The 17,585-nt window shown below is 52.9% G+C and carries 16 protein-coding genes; 12 read left to right on the top strand and 4 right to left on the bottom strand.

What is annotated here, in order from left to right; translation table 11 throughout:
- The first annotated feature begins 12 nt into the window (after positions 1-12).
- A complete protein-coding gene (locus P8T57_RS00250; RefSeq protein ID WP_341364221.1) occupies positions 13-597 on the top strand; it encodes a hypothetical protein in 585 nt (194 codons plus the stop codon).
- A 93-nt stretch (positions 598-690) separates the two neighbouring features.
- Positions 691-1,284 carry a VTT domain-containing protein gene (locus tag P8T57_RS00245; RefSeq protein ID WP_341364220.1) on the top strand — a complete coding sequence of 198 codons (594 nt, stop codon included), beginning with the start codon at positions 691-693 and terminating at the stop codon, positions 1,282-1,284.
- A 148-nt stretch (positions 1,285-1,432) separates the two neighbouring features.
- On the opposite strand, the gene P8T57_RS00240 is transcribed toward P8T57_RS00245, so the two are convergent.
- Both P8T57_RS00240 and P8T57_RS00235 read right to left on the bottom strand, forming a co-directional pair.
- Positions 1,433-3,079 carry a U32 family peptidase gene (locus tag P8T57_RS00240; RefSeq protein WP_341364219.1) on the bottom strand — a complete coding sequence of 549 codons (1,647 nt, stop codon included), beginning with the start codon at positions 3,077-3,079 and terminating at the stop codon, positions 1,433-1,435.
- 170 nt (positions 3,080-3,249) lie between these two features.
- Complete coding sequence (locus tag P8T57_RS00235) at positions 3,250-4,038, bottom strand: DeoR/GlpR family DNA-binding transcription regulator (RefSeq protein ID WP_341364218.1); 789 nt, start codon at positions 4,036-4,038, stop codon at positions 3,250-3,252.
- A gap of 90 nt (positions 4,039-4,128) precedes the next feature.
- Between P8T57_RS00235 and P8T57_RS00230 the strand changes: the two genes are divergently transcribed.
- From P8T57_RS00230 to P8T57_RS00195, 8 genes are all read left to right on the top strand, one after another.
- Positions 4,129-4,782: a TIGR00725 family protein gene (locus tag P8T57_RS00230; RefSeq protein WP_063094638.1), complete on the top strand. Its 654-nt coding sequence runs from the start codon at positions 4,129-4,131 to the stop codon at positions 4,780-4,782.
- Positions 4,783-4,939: 157 nt separating this feature from the next.
- Positions 4,940-5,725 carry an ABC transporter permease subunit gene (locus P8T57_RS00225; protein WP_037988631.1) on the top strand — a complete coding sequence of 262 codons (786 nt, stop codon included), beginning with the start codon at positions 4,940-4,942 and terminating at the stop codon, positions 5,723-5,725.
- Positions 5,722-6,774, top strand: a complete 1,053-nt coding sequence (locus P8T57_RS00220; RefSeq protein ID WP_341364217.1) for an ABC transporter ATP-binding protein — start codon at positions 5,722-5,724, stop codon at positions 6,772-6,774. The genes P8T57_RS00225 and P8T57_RS00220 overlap by 4 nt, the downstream gene beginning before the upstream one ends.
- A gap of 35 nt (positions 6,775-6,809) precedes the next feature.
- Positions 6,810-7,880 carry an extracellular solute-binding protein gene (locus P8T57_RS00215; protein WP_063094642.1) on the top strand — a complete coding sequence of 357 codons (1,071 nt, stop codon included), beginning with the start codon at positions 6,810-6,812 and terminating at the stop codon, positions 7,878-7,880.
- Positions 7,881-7,929: 49 nt separating this feature from the next.
- Entirely contained in the window at positions 7,930-8,766 is an 837-nt protein-coding gene (locus P8T57_RS00210; protein ID WP_037988713.1) for an ABC transporter permease subunit, read from the top strand.
- Positions 8,767-9,146: 380 nt separating this feature from the next.
- Complete coding sequence (locus P8T57_RS00205; RefSeq protein WP_037988639.1) at positions 9,147-10,511, top strand: NAD(P)-dependent oxidoreductase; 1,365 nt, start codon at positions 9,147-9,149, stop codon at positions 10,509-10,511.
- Between the two features lie 20 nt (positions 10,512-10,531).
- Positions 10,532-11,809, top strand: coding sequence for an NAD-dependent dihydropyrimidine dehydrogenase subunit PreA (preA, locus tag P8T57_RS00200; RefSeq protein WP_063094646.1), 1,278 nt, complete (start codon positions 10,532-10,534; stop codon positions 11,807-11,809).
- Positions 11,810-11,844: 35 nt separating this feature from the next.
- Positions 11,845-13,122 carry a Zn-dependent hydrolase gene (locus P8T57_RS00195; protein WP_114093907.1) on the top strand — a complete coding sequence of 426 codons (1,278 nt, stop codon included), beginning with the start codon at positions 11,845-11,847 and terminating at the stop codon, positions 13,120-13,122.
- A gap of 64 nt (positions 13,123-13,186) precedes the next feature.
- On the opposite strand, the gene P8T57_RS00190 is transcribed toward P8T57_RS00195, so the two are convergent.
- Together P8T57_RS00190 and P8T57_RS00185 are read right to left on the bottom strand one after the other, a co-directional pair.
- On the bottom strand, positions 13,187-13,957 hold the full coding sequence (locus tag P8T57_RS00190) for a transporter substrate-binding domain-containing protein (RefSeq protein ID WP_341364216.1): 771 nt from the start codon (positions 13,955-13,957) through the stop codon (positions 13,187-13,189).
- A 158-nt stretch (positions 13,958-14,115) separates the two neighbouring features.
- Complete coding sequence (locus P8T57_RS00185) at positions 14,116-14,757, bottom strand: TetR/AcrR family transcriptional regulator (RefSeq protein ID WP_037988647.1); 642 nt, start codon at positions 14,755-14,757, stop codon at positions 14,116-14,118.
- Between the two features lie 436 nt (positions 14,758-15,193).
- Here P8T57_RS00185 and P8T57_RS00180 point away from each other — a divergent pair, with 436 nt between their 5' ends.
- On the top strand, positions 15,194-16,525 hold the full coding sequence (locus P8T57_RS00180) for an aspartate aminotransferase family protein (protein ID WP_341364215.1): 1,332 nt from the start codon (positions 15,194-15,196) through the stop codon (positions 16,523-16,525).
- Positions 16,526-16,701: 176 nt separating this feature from the next.
- A complete protein-coding gene (locus P8T57_RS00175; protein WP_341364214.1) occupies positions 16,702-17,568 on the top strand; it encodes a nitrilase-related carbon-nitrogen hydrolase in 867 nt (288 codons plus the stop codon).
- Positions 17,569-17,585 lie beyond the last annotated feature (17 nt).

The following is a 17,585-nucleotide window of genomic DNA, read 5'->3' as shown; positions in this document are numbered from 1 at the left end:
AGGGAGAAATAGGTGAGCGCGAAAGATAATCCTAAGCCACGATACTTTGACATGGACAAATTGCCGAAATCATTTCCAACGCACCGTCATAGTGACGAGTTTTGGGAGTGCCTCGGAAGGGTCGTTGCTTCATATGGATTTCTTGAGGACGTTATCGGTAGGGCCATTTTTGCGCTGGCGGTTCCGGATAGCAAGGACCGTACCGTTGAAAAACTGGATCTTTCGAACCAAAAACTGCGCTCGAAGTTGGAAGGTGCGCTAACTGGGACTCTTGTGAAGCTCTCCGACATGCTTCAAAAGGAAGCGAAGGCCTACTATGGCTTGGATAAGCAAAAAGTCTCCGAGCTTGTCAGTAGGATTAAGGCACATTCGAAGTATCGAAATGCCCTTTGTCACGGCTCGTGGCAGGTTCCTGATGAAAAAGGGAAATCTCTTCCTCGCTATGTTGACAGGGAAGTCCGGGTTTTCGCAATGCCAGTGGATGCCAATGACCTCCGGGAAATACAAAAAGACGTCGCAGAAACCTCCATTCAAGTAATGGAAATAGTGACCTCGCTCGGGATCGATTTTCCAGGAAGGCGCGAAATCGACAACTAGGATAGCTTACCTCTGTGATCGGGCACACTTTCACCTATGTGCGGTTTGGCCTAGAAGGCATGCCATCATCGAATAGTGCAGTCGGGTTTTGCCGTGTTTGAGACGATTAATCTATGGATTCAGGATCATCAGCAACTGGTCTATGTCCTGATCTTTTCCTATTGCGTCAGCAAATCCAGCATCCTGCCGGTATTTGCCGGGATGCTGGTGGCATCGGAAAGTTTGCTGCTGGTGCCGTCCCTGACTGCGATGATTGCTGGCGGGTTTGTCGGGGATATGATCCGGTTCGGGCTGGGTCGGCGATATGGTGATGCCATCGTGACCAAAATGCCAAAATCCTTCGCGGGCTGGCTGGGCAAGACCATGCGCCTGTTCGAGCATTATGGCGTCGCCTATATCCTGTTGTGCCGCTATCCCAATACGGTGCGCATGATCGGCATGCTGCCGGTGGGCATGAGTTCGATGTCCTTGGTGCGGTTCTTGCCGCTGAGTATCCTGTCGCTGTTGCTTTGGGTCGGTGTTTATTTTGTGCTTGGCTATACGCTTGGTGCAAGCATGTCCGAACTTCTGGAACATAACCTGATGCTGTTTGGTCCGGTCTTGTTGCTGGTGTTTGTCGTGCTTGGCTGGTTCGGGCTCAAACGGATAGACAAGCTTGAAGAACGGGCGCTGAAAGCCACCGAATAGCCAAAAGAAAACGGCAACTTCCAAATGGAACGCTGCCGTTTCTGTACTAATCATTCCGGGCGGAGCGAAGCGCGGACCCGCAATCTTTGACCGAGTGTGGCGCCATGGATTCCCGCCTTCGCGGGAAAGACGGTTTGGGCGCGATGGCTTATTCAGCCGCAATCGTCTTGCCGTCTTTTTCCAGCATTTCGCCCTGTTTGCGTTTGGCAAGAATTTCACGCGCCTTGGCGTAGCTTTCATCGTGCCAGAAGATCAGGCAACCGTTGCAGCCACGGCCGCAGCATCCCTTGGTGCCGACGCGCGGTGTTCTGAAAGAGCGTTCTTTCTGGCGGTCATCAAGGGCGGTCTGAAGCGCTTCGCGTTTGGCGTCATAGCGTTCTTCATTGCCTTTGCCCATTTCGATCTTGTGGCCTTCCTGATCAAGTTTCAGGCGTTGCCATTCGTCTTCGGACAGGGCCTTTTCCTTGCGCACGATGGTCATCGGCAGGATTTCGCGCTTCAGGAATTCCGGGTCTTCCTGTTCAAACAGGGAGAACGGCAGGCGGATGCGTGGATGGATGTTGGCATGAACTGCTTCGCCGACCTTACCGGTGGCAGCATCAATGAATTCATACATGCGGATGAAAATGGTCTGGCGCGAGCGCGGTGGTACGATTTCGATCACATCGCCGGGCAGCATGCGGTTTTTGACCGACATGATGAAGGCGTCGTCTTCGACTTCCTCGATCATCCCGGCAAATTCCCAATCGGACACATTGGTGTTGCTGTCATAGCCATGTGCATAATTGGTCAGGCGGCCGTCATGGAATGCAAGCGTATAGCCGCGGTTCGGGATGGTCGCCAGTTCCTTCATATAGTCTTCGGCAGACCAGTTTTCAGGATCTTTGTACCAGTCATCAATCGCCATGCGATAGGCACGTGCAACGAGGCCAGCGTAATAGGGGCTTTTGCCGCGGCCTTCTACCTTGAGGCTATCGACACCGATTTTCAGGTAATCTTCAAGTTTCGGCATGATGCAAAGATCGCGCGAATTCAGGATATAAGAACCACGTTCGTCTTCCTGAATTTCCATCAGTTCGCCCGGACGCATGTCTTCTTCAAGGAAGAAGTCAAACATTTCGAGGTTTTCTTCGGTCAGTTTGAGTTCCTTGACCGTTCCGTCCTTGAGCTTCATGTGGACTTTGTATTTCCAGCGGCACGAATTGGCACATGCACCCTGATTTGCGCCGCGTTCGGCCATGAAGTTCGACAACAGGCAACGCCCGGAATAGGTCATGCACATCGAGCCATGCACGAAGGCCTCGATCTTGATGTCCTGGCATTTGGCGCGGATTTCGGTCAGTTCCTCGTAGGAAACCTCGCGGCCTAGAACGACCAGTTTGGCACCGATGCTTTGCCAGAATTTGACCGATTGCCAAGAACAGACATTGGCCTGGGTCGAAACATGCAGATCAAGTTCCGGTGCATGTTCACGGACAAACATGAAAACACCGGGATCGGCAACGATCAGCCCGTCGGGGCGGACCTTGCGCACGGTGTCGACATATTCCGGCAGCTTGTCGATATCCTTGTTGTGCGAGAACAGGTTCAGCGTCAGGTAAACGCGAACGCCATGTTCATGGGCGAAGTCGATCCCTTCGACCACATCATCAAGCGACATCTGGCTTTTGACCCGAAGTGAGAGGTCCGGCGTGCCCATGTAAACCGCGTCAGCCCCATAAAGGACGGCGACTTTCAGTTTTTCGAGCGAGCCAGCGGGCATCAGCAATTCGGAACGGCGCGATTGATTACTCATCACTTGCGGGTCTTTTCTATTTTGTCGTCTGCGGGAAATCTTGTGCTGCGGCTTCTATCACAGCCTGCTGCTTGTGCCGATTAAAATCGCATATTTGCGCTATGTTGCATAGGAGCATTGCTGCGCAACAGCCATGTCCTTGCATTACGCAGTGTTGCTGTCACTCTCTATCAGGCGACGGTGATGCAGACCCCTGCCTGTTCAAAGGCATCATTGATGTGGGGCGGTGGGATCATGTCGGTAACGAAATCACTGAAATCCGTGGTTTCGGCAATTCGCATGAAGGGATGGGCTTGGAATTTCGATTGATCCGCAATCAGGATGCTGTGCCGTGACGAGCGGATCGCTGCATTCTTGATCGCGACTTTTTGCCTGTCATGATCGAGCGGGGTGCCATTTTTATCAAAACCCGAACACCCGATCACGCAGTAATCAAAGGCAAAGCGTCGAATGGCTGCGGGGGCGTCGTTGCTGACCAAGGATCCGTCGCTGCCATATATAAGGCCACCGATAACGTGAATCTCCTGATGCGATTGCGCCGAGGCGATTGAAGCGCACAGCAAGCTGTTGGTCACCAGTCGCAGGTTACGATGTTTACCAAGGGCACGAGCAAGGGCTTCGACCGTGGTGCCGACATCAAGAAATACAGATGCCCCGTTCGGGATCATGCGTGCTGCGCACTCTCCGATACGTTGTTTGGCTTCTGGCGAAAGGCGGTTTTTCTGTTCATGCCCCAGACGGACCATGCTGTTGGGCAGGCCTGCGCCGCCATGAAAACGTTGCAAAAATCCCTGTTTGCTGAGATCGATGACATCGCGACGAATGGTTTGTGTCGACACGTCAAAAATGTCGGCCAAAGCTTCAAGAGTTGCAAATCCCTGATCACGGATGATGTGAAGGATTTCATTTTGTCTGGGGCTCAGATCGACTGGAATATCGTGCGTCGTCGGCGATGTCATTCTTCTGCCTTGTAATCTTTTCTGGTTTCGAATTGTAAATTAGTTTACATAACGGGCCAGTTTATTGCGATGGAAAAAGGATATTGCAACATGCAATTGCATATTGATACGGGAAACTCTGTCCTGCGCTGTGCGGGCAAAGTATTTGATCCTTGGACACTTTGCTGGAAAGCTCGGGACTATGAGGTCGCCGGTTTGGTTGCGATATCCGAGGTGAACTTACAGGCGGTTACCCCACAAGAGGCTGTGCGCTGGTTGTTTCAGAATCAAAAAGTGCGTCAGGTTCCGGTTGCGGTCATTGGCGCAAAGATTGCTAGTGACGCTGAGTGCGCGGATGCCGAAGCGCTTGGGAAGGGGTTGGCTGAAATTGGCTATACCCTGCTGACTGGCGGGCGCACTGGTGTTATGGAAGCCGCGTCACGCGGGGCTTATGAGGCGGGGGGGCTGGTCCTTGGTCTGTTGCCCGGTGATGAGTTCGAGACGGCAAATCCATATGTCACAATCCCGTTGGCAACCGGTATTGGTCCGACGCGTAATTCCGTTATTGCAAGGTCCGCACGGCTTTTGATTGCTGTGGGCGGTGGATATGGCACGATCACGGAAATGGCTTATGGACTGCATTATGATCGTCCTGTTTTCGCTCTGCCCAGTGCGCCTGTTGTGCCCGGCGTCGTGCGTTGCGAGGATGTCGATGCTGTTTTGTCAAAGATCGCCAGTGCATTTTTGGGGCTGGGTGTGAATTGATAGGCGCGGCGATTTTTGTGTTCGCAAATGTCATTAAACTTACATTTGTGTAAATTTTCAGACTCGCATAGCTTGGCCCTCGGACGATGTTCGGTGGGCCATTTTTTTGGCCGCGATATCGTTTCCCTTCTAATCTTGCCACTCTGGAATTTTTTTTATGGGTCTGGTGACTTTTTTATATTGTTTGTATCTGGTGACACCGATTCTTCTGTTGGTGGTAGGGTCATTTGGCACGAGCTGGACCAACAGCCTGCTGCCCAGCGGTATGACATTCGATTGGTACCTTGAGGTCGCCGGGGATTCCAGTTTTCAGCGAGCCTTTCTGACCAGTTTGCAGGTCGTTGTTGCTACATGTGTTATCAACGTTCTGCTTGGGGTGCCGTTTGCTTACGCTGTGTTTTCGGCAGCTAACCGTGGCATTCGACTGGCCGCGCGTATTTTCACCTTATTGCCCGTTGCTGTACCTGAGCTTGTCTTGGGCTTTGGATTTATTATCGTATTTTCAAGCAATTATACCCCTTGGCTCGGTACGACCTGGCTTCTGGTCTGTGCGCATGTGGTGTTGACGCTGCCATATCTGGTGGGAACACTCCTTGGGGATATGGATCGGCTTGGTATTGCTGGAATGGAAAGGGTCGCCGAAACGCTTGGTGCAGGTTTCTGGCAGCGTTTTCGCGATATCGTTATCCCCTCGCTCCGCTACAGCCTCTTGTCCGGTCTGATGATGGTTACAGCGATTTCCATTGGTGAATTCCAGATTTCCAACCTTGTGGCGGGCTTTCTTTCGCGAACCTATCCGGTTGTCCTGTTGCAGGCATTTTATGGTGCGACCGGGTTGGCTTGTGCGGCCACGGTGGTTTTGATCTTTCTTGCCTTGATGGCGGCATGTGCCAGTGCTGCCGGGGCGCATTTCTCACATTTTCGTCAAAAGGCACGCCCATGACCATCCGTTTTGAAAATGTCACCTATCGTTATGCGGATGGCAAAGGCGGTCTTACTGATATCAATTTTGATGTCAAAACCGGAGAACTGCTGGCGGTGATCGGTCCCTCCGGTTCCGGGAAGAGTACGCTTTTGAAGCTTCTCGCCGGATTTATGGACCCGCAGCAGGGACGCATCGAGATCAGCGGTCGCGATATGAAAGGTGTTGCTGCACGGCATCGTGATCTTGGTATTGTGTTTCAGTCCTACGCCCTGTTCCCGCATATGACGGTGCTTGAAAACATAGCCTACCCGCTTCAGCTTCGCCGTGTTGCACGCGATGAACGAATTGAGCGCGCACGCAAAGCCTTGCAGGAGGTCGGTCTGGCTCATGCCGTTGATCGCCTGCCCGCGACCCTTTCTGGAGGGCAGCAGCAGCGTGTTGCGCTTGCACGTGCGCTTGTCTATCAGCCAAAGGCGCTTTTGCTTGATGAACCGTTGTCAGCGCTTGATGCTTCTTTGCGTGGCGAGATGCGTGATCTGATTACCCATATCCAGCGCACGGCCAACATCGCCGCGATCCTTGTTACCCATGATCAGGAAGAAGCCTTGTCCATGGCAGACAGGGTCGCCGTCATTCATGAAGGCAGTTTGCTTCAGCTTGCCGCGCCGCGTGATCTTTACGACAATCCAGTTGATAAAACAGTCGCCGCCTTTGTCGGCAAGGCCAATCTGTGGCCGGGGAAAGTGCTGTGCCCCAACCGGGTGTTGACCGAGCTTGGCGAAGTCGTCTGTAACGCAGAGGATTGGCAAGTCGGCGCATCCGTGACGCTGCTTGTTCGCCCCGAAGCCGTTATGCCGGTGATCGGTGCGCCCTCCGCCGCAGAGGGTGGGACGGATCATAGCGTAAATTATTTCCAAGGTGATCTTGTTCAGGACAGGTTCCTTGGCGCAGTACGTCGATACGACATTGCCCTTGGAGACCAGATCATAACTGGTGAAACAGGATATCGTGGCACTGTTGCGGGTGTCTCGATTGCTCCGGACCAGGTTCGGATTCTTCGCTCATAGTCCATTCCTATATCCCCCCCTCAAGGAGACATTCGATGAATTTCAAGTTCAAGGCGGCGCTGGTTGCTGCTCTATCTCTTGCGCCGTTTACCGCCAGCGCCTTTGACGGCCCTGAGCTTTATGATGGTGAACAGGCCCTTTATGAAAAAGCGCAGGAAGAAGGTCTTATTGTATCATTTGATACCGGGCCGACCTGGGCAAACTGGTCATCACAATTCAAGAATTTCAAGGCCCGCTATCCGGGGGTTGAAATGGTCTATAACGATCTAGGCTCGGCTGCGACTGTTGTTGCGCTGGACAAGTCGCGCAATCGTCCTCAAGCCGATACTGCCTATTACTTTGCCGGTTCTGCACTTGATGCGGTTGCCAAGGATGTTGTTGCGCCGTTTGAGCCTGTCAATTTTGACAAGCTGCCGGATGAGCTTCGTGAGAAAGACGGAAAATGGTTTACCGTTCACAAGCTCAATATTGCATTTCTGGTAAACAAAAAGCTGGTCAAAGAAACGCCGGAAAGCTGGGCTGATCTTCTGAAATCCGAATACAAGAATTCGATTGTCTATCTTGATCCGCGCTCGACTGGTCAGGGGCAGGTTGTTGTTTTTGGTGCAGCATTTGGCAACGGCGGCGATATGGATAACATTCAGCCGGGTATCGATTACCTTGCGCGTCTGCATAACAGCGGCAATGTCCTGCGCACCGTCGGGACGACGCCCTATGCGCAGTTCCTCAAAGGCGAAATTCCGATCTGGATTGGATATGAAAATGATGGCTTGAAAGCGAAATACAAGGACGGCATGGGGGATGACATAGATGTCGTCATCCCGAAAGAAGCATCGGCGGCTGCGCCTTATGCGATCAGCATGGTTAAAAACGGTCCGAACCCTTCGTCTGCAAAGCTTTGGCTCAACTACATCATGACAGATGAGGGCCAGGCCACCTTTGCCGAAGGATATGTCCGTCCGTCGGTTCCAGGTGTCAAGCTGTCTCCGGAAGTGGCTGATAAAATGCCAGACGCCCCTCAGATTCGCCCGATTGATATCGTCAAGGCGACTGCGCTGAAGGCGGATATTGATACCGGTTGGTCCAAGGCCGTTCTTGGTGATTGACTGAGTTTTTAACGCAATAAAAAGACCTGAAAAGCGGAGAATGAAGATAATGGTTGGACGTCACAAGAGCACTTTGCTCTGGCTTGCATTACCGGCAACGGTGTTTCTCGGTGCGTTCTTCATTTTGCCGCTGGTTTTCGTTGTTGCTGACTCGCTCTCGGATGGTGGCTCTGCCTATGGCAGGGTCGCCTCCGATCCCGTTTTCTGGGCCGGGTTACGTGGCAGTCTGGTGATCGGATTGGCGGCACCGCTCTTTTCTTTGATCGTGGGCTATTTCGTCTCTTTGCATCTGTCGCAAAAATCAGAACGGTTTCGCTCAGCTTTGATGTTTCTGATCTCGCTGCCGCTGACGTTTTCCGGGCTGATTATTGCTTATGGATTTATTCTGACCTTTGGCAGGGCGGGATTTGTTACAATGCTTTTGGCGGAAGTCGGGGCTGAGCCTTCTGTTGTTGGCGGATTTATTTTCTCGCCAATCGGCTTGGGATTTGCCTACTCATACTATCTGATACCGCGGGTAGTGATGATCTTGTTGCCACCACTTATAAATTTTGACCGAAGCCAGATCCAGGCTGCAAAGACTATGGGGGCGTCGGGTTTTCGGGCGCATGTTGATGTTTTGGTGCCCCAACTTGTACCGGGTTTTGTCTCGGCATTCTGTCTTACATCGGCGGTGGCGTTTGGTGCGTACGGTACGGCGTTGGCTCTGGTTGGGACACAAGTAAATATCCTGCCTCTGGTGCTCTACTCCAAAATTGCGGAAACGGGCAGTGATTTGCCTGCTGCATCGGCGATTTCAGTTGTTTTGATGTCGATTTGTGTACTGGTGATTTCGGTCGCGGAAACGGTCACTACAGAAAGGAAGCCTGCGCGCATGGATGCATAGCAAGGCGCGATTTTAATGTCTTACACATCTTGCAATCCTGTGTTGAATTTTAATCTTGACCAAATGATCAGGATTGGACATGCTGTATGGGTCAGAGAGAGGCATCTGTACGCGCTATCAACCGGGAATAACCCGAAATTCAAAAAAAGGCGCGACAGATCGAATACTGGGAAACAGTCCGGCAATAAGCCGGACGGATACGCCAAGAATGTCATTGACTGAAGACCCAGAGTTGGTCGGGCCCGCCCGTCCGCATACGCCATAAATCCATCCGGAGCTTTTTTAGGCTTCCAAGGGCGGCTGGTTTTTTGAGAATGCCATTCTTGTTTTGTCTCTCGCTGACGCCAGGAGAGGACGCCTTTTTGGCAGGGAGACAAAACATGACCATCTTGCAGGGCAAGCAAGTTTCGAAATCAGGTGCTATCCACGGCTCGGGACATATCGGCCATAATGATCCCGATGACGGATTTTCCGATCTGCATCCGGCCTATTCCACCTTGCAGGCCATGGCCGAAAGCAATCGCTGCCTGTATTGCTATGACGCGCCATGCGTTACGGCATGCCCGACATCAATCGATATTCCGGGCTTCATCCGCAAAATCAGCACCGGCAACCCTGATGGGGCAGCCAAAACCATCCTGTCGGCCAATATCATGGGGGGCACCTGTGCGCGCGCCTGTCCGACAGAAGTGCTGTGCGAACAAGCCTGTGTGCGCAATGTGTCCGAAGATGTCGCGGTTGAAATCGGCAGTCTGCAGCGTTTTGCGGTTGATCACCTGATGGCGCGCGATGAATTGCCCCATCCGTTCAAACGGGCCCCCCTGACCGGTAAACAGATTGCGGTGGTCGGTGCCGGTCCGGCGGGGCTTTCATGCGCGCATCGCGCGGCGATGCTGGGCCATGATGTGACGGTGTTTGAGGCCAAGGCAAAGCCGGGCGGGCTTAATGAATATGGTCTTGCGGCGTACAAAATGACCAATGATTTCGCCCAGCGCGAGGTTGAATTCCTTTTGGGCATTGGCGGCATCCGGATCGAGTATGGCAAGGCGCTTGGCCGTGACATCAGTCTTGGGGCTTTGCGTGACGGATATGATGCGGTGTTTGTTGGGGTCGGGCTTGGCGCGACCAACGAACTTGGCCTGCCGGGAGAGGCATTTGATGGTGTCGATGACGCGATTGCCTTTATCGAGCAACTTCGCCAGACCGAACCGAAATCCGACATGCCGGTTGGCAATAATGTGATCGTGATCGGCGGTGGCAACACTGCAGTTGATGCCGCGATCCAGGCCAAACGCCTTGGCGCGGACGAAGTCACATTGGTCTATCGTCGCGGGGCTGAACATATGTCGGCCACAGAATATGAACAGGAACTGGCCAAGATCAATGGCGTTGTCGTGCGCCACTGGGCCAAGCCGGTCGCGATCAAGGCCAATGGCAAGTTGATCGGCATGGAGTTCGAGAAAACGGAACTTCATGACGGCAAGCTTGTCGGCACCGGTGAGAAATTTGAAATTCGCGCCGACCAGATCCTGAAGGCCATCGGGCAGAAAATTAAAACAGATGATCTTGCCGGAATGGAGATCGCCGGTGGCAAGATCGTGGTCGATGAAAATTACCAGACAACCGCATCTGGCATCTTTGCTGGTGGGGATTGCATCAAAAGTGGCGAGGACCTGACAGTTCAGTCGGTCGAAGACGGCAAGCAGGCCGCGATTGCCATCGACGCGTTCCTTAAAACCGCATAAGCCAGAAAGGGAGAGAGAAAATGGCTGATCTAAGCTGCAAAATTGCCGGGATCGATTCACTGAACCCGTTCTGGCTGGCCTCCGCACCGCCGACCGACAAGAAATACAACGTTGTTCGCGCATTCGAAGCCGGATGGGGCGGCGTTGTCTGGAAGACACTGGGGATTGACCCGCCGGTGGTTAACGTATCGTCGCGCTATGGCGCGCATCATGACCAGAACCGCCGTTTGCTTGGTATCAACAATATCGAACTGATTTCCGACAGGCCGCTTTCGGTCAACCTTCAGGAAATCCGTGAATGCCGTAAAGAATATCCCGATCATGTGATTATCGGATCGATGATGGCCCCGATTGAAGAACGGGCATGGAAGGATTTGGCTCAGCAGATCGCCGAAAGCGGTGTGCACGGGATCGAGCTTAACCTTGGCTGCCCGCACGGCATGTGCGAACGCGGCATGGGATCGGCCATCGGGCAGGTTCCTGAAATGGTCGAACAGGTCACGCGCTGGGTCAAGGATGCGGTTGATATTCCGGTCTTTACCAAACTGACGCCAAACATCACCAACATCCTGTGGTCGGCGGAGGCCGCGTTAAAAGGCGGGGCGGATGCCGTGTCGCTGATTAACACTGTTAACTCGATCATTTCGGTCGATCTGGACAGTATGGTTCCCGAGCCGATGGTTGATGGCAAGGGGACGCATGGCGGTTACTGCGGGTCGGCCGTCAAGCCGATTGCCCTTAACATGGTCGCCGAAATTGCCCGTACGCCGGAAACCCGCGATCTGCATATTTCCGGCATCGGTGGCATTACCACATGGAAAGACGCCGTTGAATTCATGGCGCTGGGATCAAATGCGGTGCAGGTCTGCACGGCCGCGATGATCTATGGTTTCCGGGTTGTTGATGATCTGATCGACGGCATGAGCCAGTGGATGGATGACAAGGGTTACACCAGTGTCGAACAGTTCACGCGTGCGGCCGTGCCGCAGGTCGCGAATTGGAACGAGCTTAACATGAATTTCGATACCAAGGCGGTGATCAACCCCGACAATTGTATCGAATGTGGTCGCTGCCATATTGCATGCGAGGATACATCGCACCAGGCGATTGCGATGAATGTCAAGGAAGACGGGCACCGTGAGTTTGTTGTCATCGACGAGGAATGTGTTGGTTGCAACCTTTGCTATCATATTTGTCCGGTCCCTGATTGCATCACCATGGAGCCGGTCAAAACCGACAAGCCTTACATGACCTGGCCGGAACATCCGTTAAACCCGATGCGACAGGCAGCCGAATAACGCCAAAGCCGAAAGACAGACAAAAGGATATCTACATGACCGTTCAACCAAGTGTGCGTAATCTGTCGATCAATGGCGACCGGCTTTGGGGCAGCCTGATGGAGATGGCAAAGATTGGCAAAACTGCCAAGGATGGCGTTTGCCGATTGGCGCTGACCGATCTGGATCGTGAAAGCCGCGATTTGTTCATCAAATGGTGCAAGGCCGAGGGATGCACTATCCGTATCGACAAGATGGGCAATATCTTTGCTCGCCGTGAAGGTCGTAATCCTGAACTGCCCCCTGTCGTTATGGGAAGCCACCTTGATAGTCAGCCGACGGGTGGAAAATATGATGGCGTTTATGGTGTGCTTTCGGGCCTTGAAGTGATCCGGACGCTCAATGAAGCCAAATATGAAACCGAAGCACCGCTTGAAGTCGTTTGCTGGACCAACGAAGAAGGATCGCGCTTTGCCCCGGCGATGGTTGCATCAGGCGTTTTTGCCAAGGTGTTCGATCTTGATTACGGCCATTCGCGTGCTGATGTCGATGGCAAGACGATGGGCGAGGAATTGAAACGCATCGGCTATCTTGGCGATGACGAGGCAACAATTGATGCCCATCCGATGGGCGCGTATTTCGAGGCACATATCGAACAGGGCCCGATCCTTGAGGATGAAGGCAAGGATATCGGTATAGTCACCGATGCACAGGGGCAGCGCTGGTATGAAATCAAGTTCACCGGTGTTGAGGCCCATGCCGGACCGACACCGATGAAAACCCGCAAGGATGCGTTGCTGGGGGCAGCACGGGTGGTTGATCTGGTCAACAGGATCGGTCTGGATCGTTCGCCGCTTGCCTGTGCGACGGTTGGGATGATGCAGATTCACCCCAATTCACGCAACGTGATCCCGGGCGAGGTGTTCTTTACTGTCGATTTTCGCCATCCTGACGACGCGGTCCTGGCCGATATGGATAAGGCGCTTCGCGAAGGGGTGGAGAAAATCGCATCCGACATCGGCCTGAAAACCGAGTTGGAACAGATTTTCTATTACGCCCCGGTCCCGTTTGACAAAACCTGTGTCGATGCGGTCCGCAATGCGGTCGAAATCGGCGGATATTCCGCGCGCGAGATTGTGTCGGGTGCCGGTCATGATGCGTGCTACCTGGCGCAAGTGACTCCGACGGCGATGATCTTTATCCCGTGTGTTGATGGCATTTCACATAACGAGATTGAAGAAGTTCATAAGCACTGGTCGGATGCAGGCGGGCAGGTTTTGCTGCATGCCGTTCTGGCCAAAGCCGATGAAACGGTCATGACACAGTCGGTTTAAGCGATATCGAGAACCTCCCCTGAATACTCCAGACTGGACCGGCCTTTGTGCCGGTCTTTTTTTGTCAGTTGCTGTTGGATTTGGGCAGGTGAAGGGCGACCCATTCGGAAAGTTGCCCGTTTCTGTCCAGTTCCGTGATCAAGTCGTTGATCCGGGCGATGTGTGGAACGCACGGGCTGCTGCGCGAAAACATGAATTGAACTTCATTCACTGCCAGTGGTGGTTCAATGGCAATCACCTGTTGCTCGATACCATCAATCGCGACATTGGCCATGCCGTCATACCGCCCGAGCAACACATATTCGACCCGCCCGTTCATCAGGATATCGAATATGCGGTTGCCGGTTGGTGAATAAATCATGTCGAGCCGATCATTGGCATACCGGTCAATGAAATCGCCATAGCTTCCGCCTTGGGGACGGGCACCGCTGTGACCGATCAGGCTTTCTATGTTTTGCACGGAAAATTGTCGGTCAACATGCTGAAAGACCATGACATCATCGGATGCATACGGAAGGGAATAGATGAAAGTCATCGCCCGTTCGGCCGTGGAATAGGCGCCTGCCATCACATCGATTTCACCGGCTTCTAGCATCTGGATCGACCGGTTCCACGGGATTTCAAAATGTACTTTCAGACTGATATTGTTTTCCTGCGTGTATCGACGCAGGATATCAATCGAAATGCCTTGTGCATGGCCATTGTTGTCGAAGTAAGAAATCGGTTCCCATCCTGCCGCACCACCAACGACAATCTGTTTGCAGGTATCAGATGCGGCATGGGCATGATTAGTGATTGCGGACAGGACCAGGCACGTCAGAATAAGCATAGGCATGATGCCAAATCCGATCGCGTACATGAATACGCGTTGAAAATGCATGCTGGCCCCCGTTGAAAATAGATCAGTGTTTGTCGATTTCAAATTTGGGGGATGGGTATCTTTTTCAACTATTCGTTAGTGTGGGGCAGGCAGCTTTGTTGCGGTGGTTGTCTTTAAGACAGCCCGACGCCTTTCAGGATGATGCGCACGACATTTTCCTTGGCCTCGGCGAATTGGGTATCCGATAACGGGTGATCGTTATTGAAGATTTCGATCTGACGGGCAAAGTCGGCGTAATGCTGGGTTGTGGCAAAGATCATATACATTAGCGAGTAGGGTTCGACCTTGTCCATCTTGCCTTCTGTGATCCAGCGATTGATTACCACCACGCGGCTATCAAGCCAGTTTTTGACTGTGGTTGAAATGTAGTCGGACGAGAACTTTGCACCACGGATGATTTCGTGCGCCCAGACGCGCGAACCGTGCGGGCGGGCACGCGACAGATCCATCTTGGCTTCGATATAGCCGCGCAGAATTTCGGCCGGGTCGGAACTGTTTTCAAATGTCATTGCCGCTTCAAGCCAATGATCGCAAATGTCTTCCATGATCCTGCGATAAAGGGCTTCCTTGGTGCTGAAATAGTAATGCACATTGGCCTTGGGCACTTTGGCAATTTCGGCAATCCGCGCGGTGGTTGCGCCCTTGAAGCCGTAATCGGCAAAAACCAGCTCGGCAGCGGCAAGAATTTGCTCTTCGTTTTCCTGGCGAATGGCGGCTTTATGTGCGCCGTTTTGCCCGGATTTGACTGCACTCATCGACGTTCCCCGAAATTGCGTCATTTATCTTGACCGTTTGGTCAGGTTAAAATAATCTCTACTTTAGATACTAAAAAGCAAGTCTAAAATACGCGCCGAGCCAACCAGAGGTGTCCAGAATTTTGAACAACTCCGGTGAAAGATAAACAGAAATTCGGTGCCGTAAACAAAAATCAGGGTCGCTGAAATGGCATTTGGCAGTCGAAAATTCGAAACCAGTTCCCGGTGACTTTAAAGCGCTAGTGCATGGGAGATTCCCGTGCTAACGATTTTTTCCTGTGCCGCCATGCGGTGCAGTTCTGATCATCCTGTGTGCGACATATCACGCATCCGGGGTGTGAGGGATATTAAATAAAGTCGGACATTGGTTTGGTCACGGATTCTGTCCGTCAGAACGATGTCAGGGAAGCACAAGAAAGGTACGGGAGACCTTTTTATGACAGCCACCACGAAAATCAGCCGGCCGAACGATCTTTCGGCATTCTGGATGCCGTTTACGGCAAACCGTCAGTTCAAGCAGGCCCCACGCATGCTTGTCAGTGCTGAAGGCATGTATTACCAGACCGATGACAACCGCCAGATTCTGGACGGTACTGCCGGGCTTTGGTGCTGCAACGCAGGTCACAAGCGTCGCAAGATCGTCGAGGCGGTCAAGGCACAGATGGACGAGCTGGACTATGCCCCGGCATTCCAGATGGGCCATCCCAAGGCGTTCGAGCTTGCCAGCCGTCTGGCGCAGCTTATGCCGGGCGATTTGAACCATGTTTTTTATACCAATTCCGGTTCTGAATCGGTTGAAACCGCGCTTAAGATCGCGATTGCCTATCACCGGGCACGCGGGGATGGGCAGCGGACCCGTTTGATCGGTCGTGAACGCGGCTATCACGGTGTTAACTTTGGCGGTATTTCGGTTGGTGGTATTTCGGGCAACCGCAAGACCTTTGGCCAGATGCTGGGCGGGGTTGATCATATCCGTCATACCTATCTGCCTGATGAAAATGGTGTTACCCGTGGCCAGCCGGAACATGGTGCGTTTCTGGCCGATGATCTGGAACGTATTTGCGCGCTTCATGATCCGTCGACCATCGCGGCTGTGATTGTCGAACCGGTTGCTGGGTCGACCGGTGTTCTGATCCCGCCAAAAGGCTATCTGGAACGCCTGCGCGAGATTTGCACCAAGCATGGTATTCTTCTTATCTTTGATGAAGTCATTACCGGTTTTGGTCGTCTTGGCGCGCCGTTTGCCGTTGATTATTTCGGTGTTCAGCCGGATCTGGTGACAACGGCAAAGGGGCTTACCAACGGGACAATCCCGATGGGGGCTGTTTTCGCGACCGACGACATCCATGATACCTTTATGTCCGGCCCGGAAAACATGATCGAGCTGTTCCATGGTTACACCTATTCGGGCAATCCGGTTGCCTGTGCGGCGGGCCTTGCGACGCTTGAGACCTATGAAGAGGACGGCCTTTACACCAGAGGGCAGGAACTTGGTCAATATTGGGAAGATGCGGTTCACAGCCTGATTGATCTGCCGAAGGTCAAGGATATCCGTAACCTTGGCCTGATCGGCGCGATCGAGCTTGAAGGGATCGAAGGCTTCCCGACCAAGCGCGCCTTCAGCGCGTTCCTGAAGGCGTTCGAGAAGGGCATTCTGATCCGCACGACGGGCGATATCATTGCGCTTTCGCCGCCGCTGATCATTGAAAAATCACATATCGATCAGCTGTTTGGCACGCTGCGCGATGTGCTGAAAGAAATCGACTAGGGATTTTTTTCCCTGTCCCGCTGCGGGCAGGGTGTGCGAAAGCCCGAGGGAGACGTTACGTTTCACTATTTGCCGGTTTGCGTCCCATCATGGGAATTGGGGACGCAAACCGGACTAAGCCACAAGATCGGCAAAAGCCGGCATATGGCACATATCAGATCAAGGAGGTATCTCGGATGTCTATGCTGAGAGGCGGACTGATTCAGATGAGCCTTAAGGGTTCAACCGAACAGTCGCCAGACGAAATTCGTCAGGCCATGATCGACGCGCATCTGCCCTATATCGAAGAGGCAGGGCGAAAGGGCGTGCAGGTTTTGTGTTTTCAGGAAGTTTTCACACAACCCTATTTCTGTCCGAGCCAGGATGCGAAATGGTACGCCGCGGCCGAAGAAATCCCGAATGGCCCGACCACGCAGTTGATGTGCGAACTGGCCAAAAAGCATAAAATGGTCATCGTCGTTCCGATCTACGAGCAGGAAATTACCGGTGTATATTACAACACCGCCGCCGTGATTGATGCCGACGGGACCTATCTTGGCAAATATCGCAAAACCCATATCCCGCAGGTTGCCGGTTTCTGGGAGAAGTTTTTCTTCAAGCCCGGCGTTTCGGACTGGCCGGTTTTTGATACCCAATATTGCAAGCTTGGCGTTTATATCTGCTATGACCGACACTTCCCGGAAGGTTGGCGTGCGCTGGCGTTAAATGGTGCGGAATATATCGTCAATCCGTCGGCAACGGTGGCCGGGCTTTCGGAACATCTGTGGAAGCTGGAACAACCCGCATCGGCAGTTGCCAACGGATGTTATATCGGGGCGATCAACCGGGTTGGCCGGGAAATGCCGTGGAACATTGGCGAGTTTTACGGCCAGAGCTATTTTGTCAATCCGCGTGGCGTGATTGAAAAGGAAGCATCGCGCGATCAGGACGAACTGATCGTGCATGACATGGATATGTCCATGGTACGTGAAGTGCGGAACACATGGCAGTTTTTCCGCGACCGTCGGCCTTCGACCTATACCCGCCTGACCGACGGCAACTGAGATTTAACGGCTAACGG

It is taken from the genome of Thalassospira sp. SN3W, assembly GCF_038070535.1.
In the GTDB taxonomy this organism is placed as follows: Bacteria; Pseudomonadota; Alphaproteobacteria; order Rhodospirillales; family Thalassospiraceae; genus Thalassospira; species Thalassospira xiamenensis.
Note: the sequence above shows the minus strand (reverse complement) of the source record. Positions and strands in the feature narration are given on the sequence as shown.

Coding starts and splice junctions, on each gene's coding strand:
- P8T57_RS00195 (WP_114093907.1), top strand. CDS start 11,845: ATGACCGTTCAACCAAGTGTGCGTAATCTGTCGATCAATGGCGACCGG.
- P8T57_RS00185 (WP_037988647.1), bottom strand. CDS start 14,757: ATGAGTGCAGTCAAATCCGGGCAAAACGGCGCACATAAAGCCGCCATT.
- P8T57_RS00210 (WP_037988713.1), top strand. CDS start 7,930: ATGGTTGGACGTCACAAGAGCACTTTGCTCTGGCTTGCATTACCGGCA.
- P8T57_RS00205 (WP_037988639.1), top strand. CDS start 9,147: ATGACCATCTTGCAGGGCAAGCAAGTTTCGAAATCAGGTGCTATCCAC.
- P8T57_RS00175 (WP_341364214.1), top strand. CDS start 16,702: ATGTCTATGCTGAGAGGCGGACTGATTCAGATGAGCCTTAAGGGTTCA.
- preA (WP_063094646.1), top strand. CDS start 10,532: ATGGCTGATCTAAGCTGCAAAATTGCCGGGATCGATTCACTGAACCCG.
- P8T57_RS00220 (WP_341364217.1), top strand. CDS start 5,722: ATGACCATCCGTTTTGAAAATGTCACCTATCGTTATGCGGATGGCAAA.
- P8T57_RS00180 (WP_341364215.1), top strand. CDS start 15,194: ATGACAGCCACCACGAAAATCAGCCGGCCGAACGATCTTTCGGCATTC.
- P8T57_RS00225 (WP_037988631.1), top strand. CDS start 4,940: ATGGGTCTGGTGACTTTTTTATATTGTTTGTATCTGGTGACACCGATT.
- P8T57_RS00215 (WP_063094642.1), top strand. CDS start 6,810: ATGAATTTCAAGTTCAAGGCGGCGCTGGTTGCTGCTCTATCTCTTGCG.
- P8T57_RS00240 (WP_341364219.1), bottom strand. CDS start 3,079: ATGAGTAATCAATCGCGCCGTTCCGAATTGCTGATGCCCGCTGGCTCG.
- P8T57_RS00230 (WP_063094638.1), top strand. CDS start 4,129: ATGCAATTGCATATTGATACGGGAAACTCTGTCCTGCGCTGTGCGGGC.
- P8T57_RS00190 (WP_341364216.1), bottom strand. CDS start 13,957: ATGCCTATGCTTATTCTGACGTGCCTGGTCCTGTCCGCAATCACTAAT.
- P8T57_RS00235 (WP_341364218.1), bottom strand. CDS start 4,038: ATGACATCGCCGACGACGCACGATATTCCAGTCGATCTGAGCCCCAGA.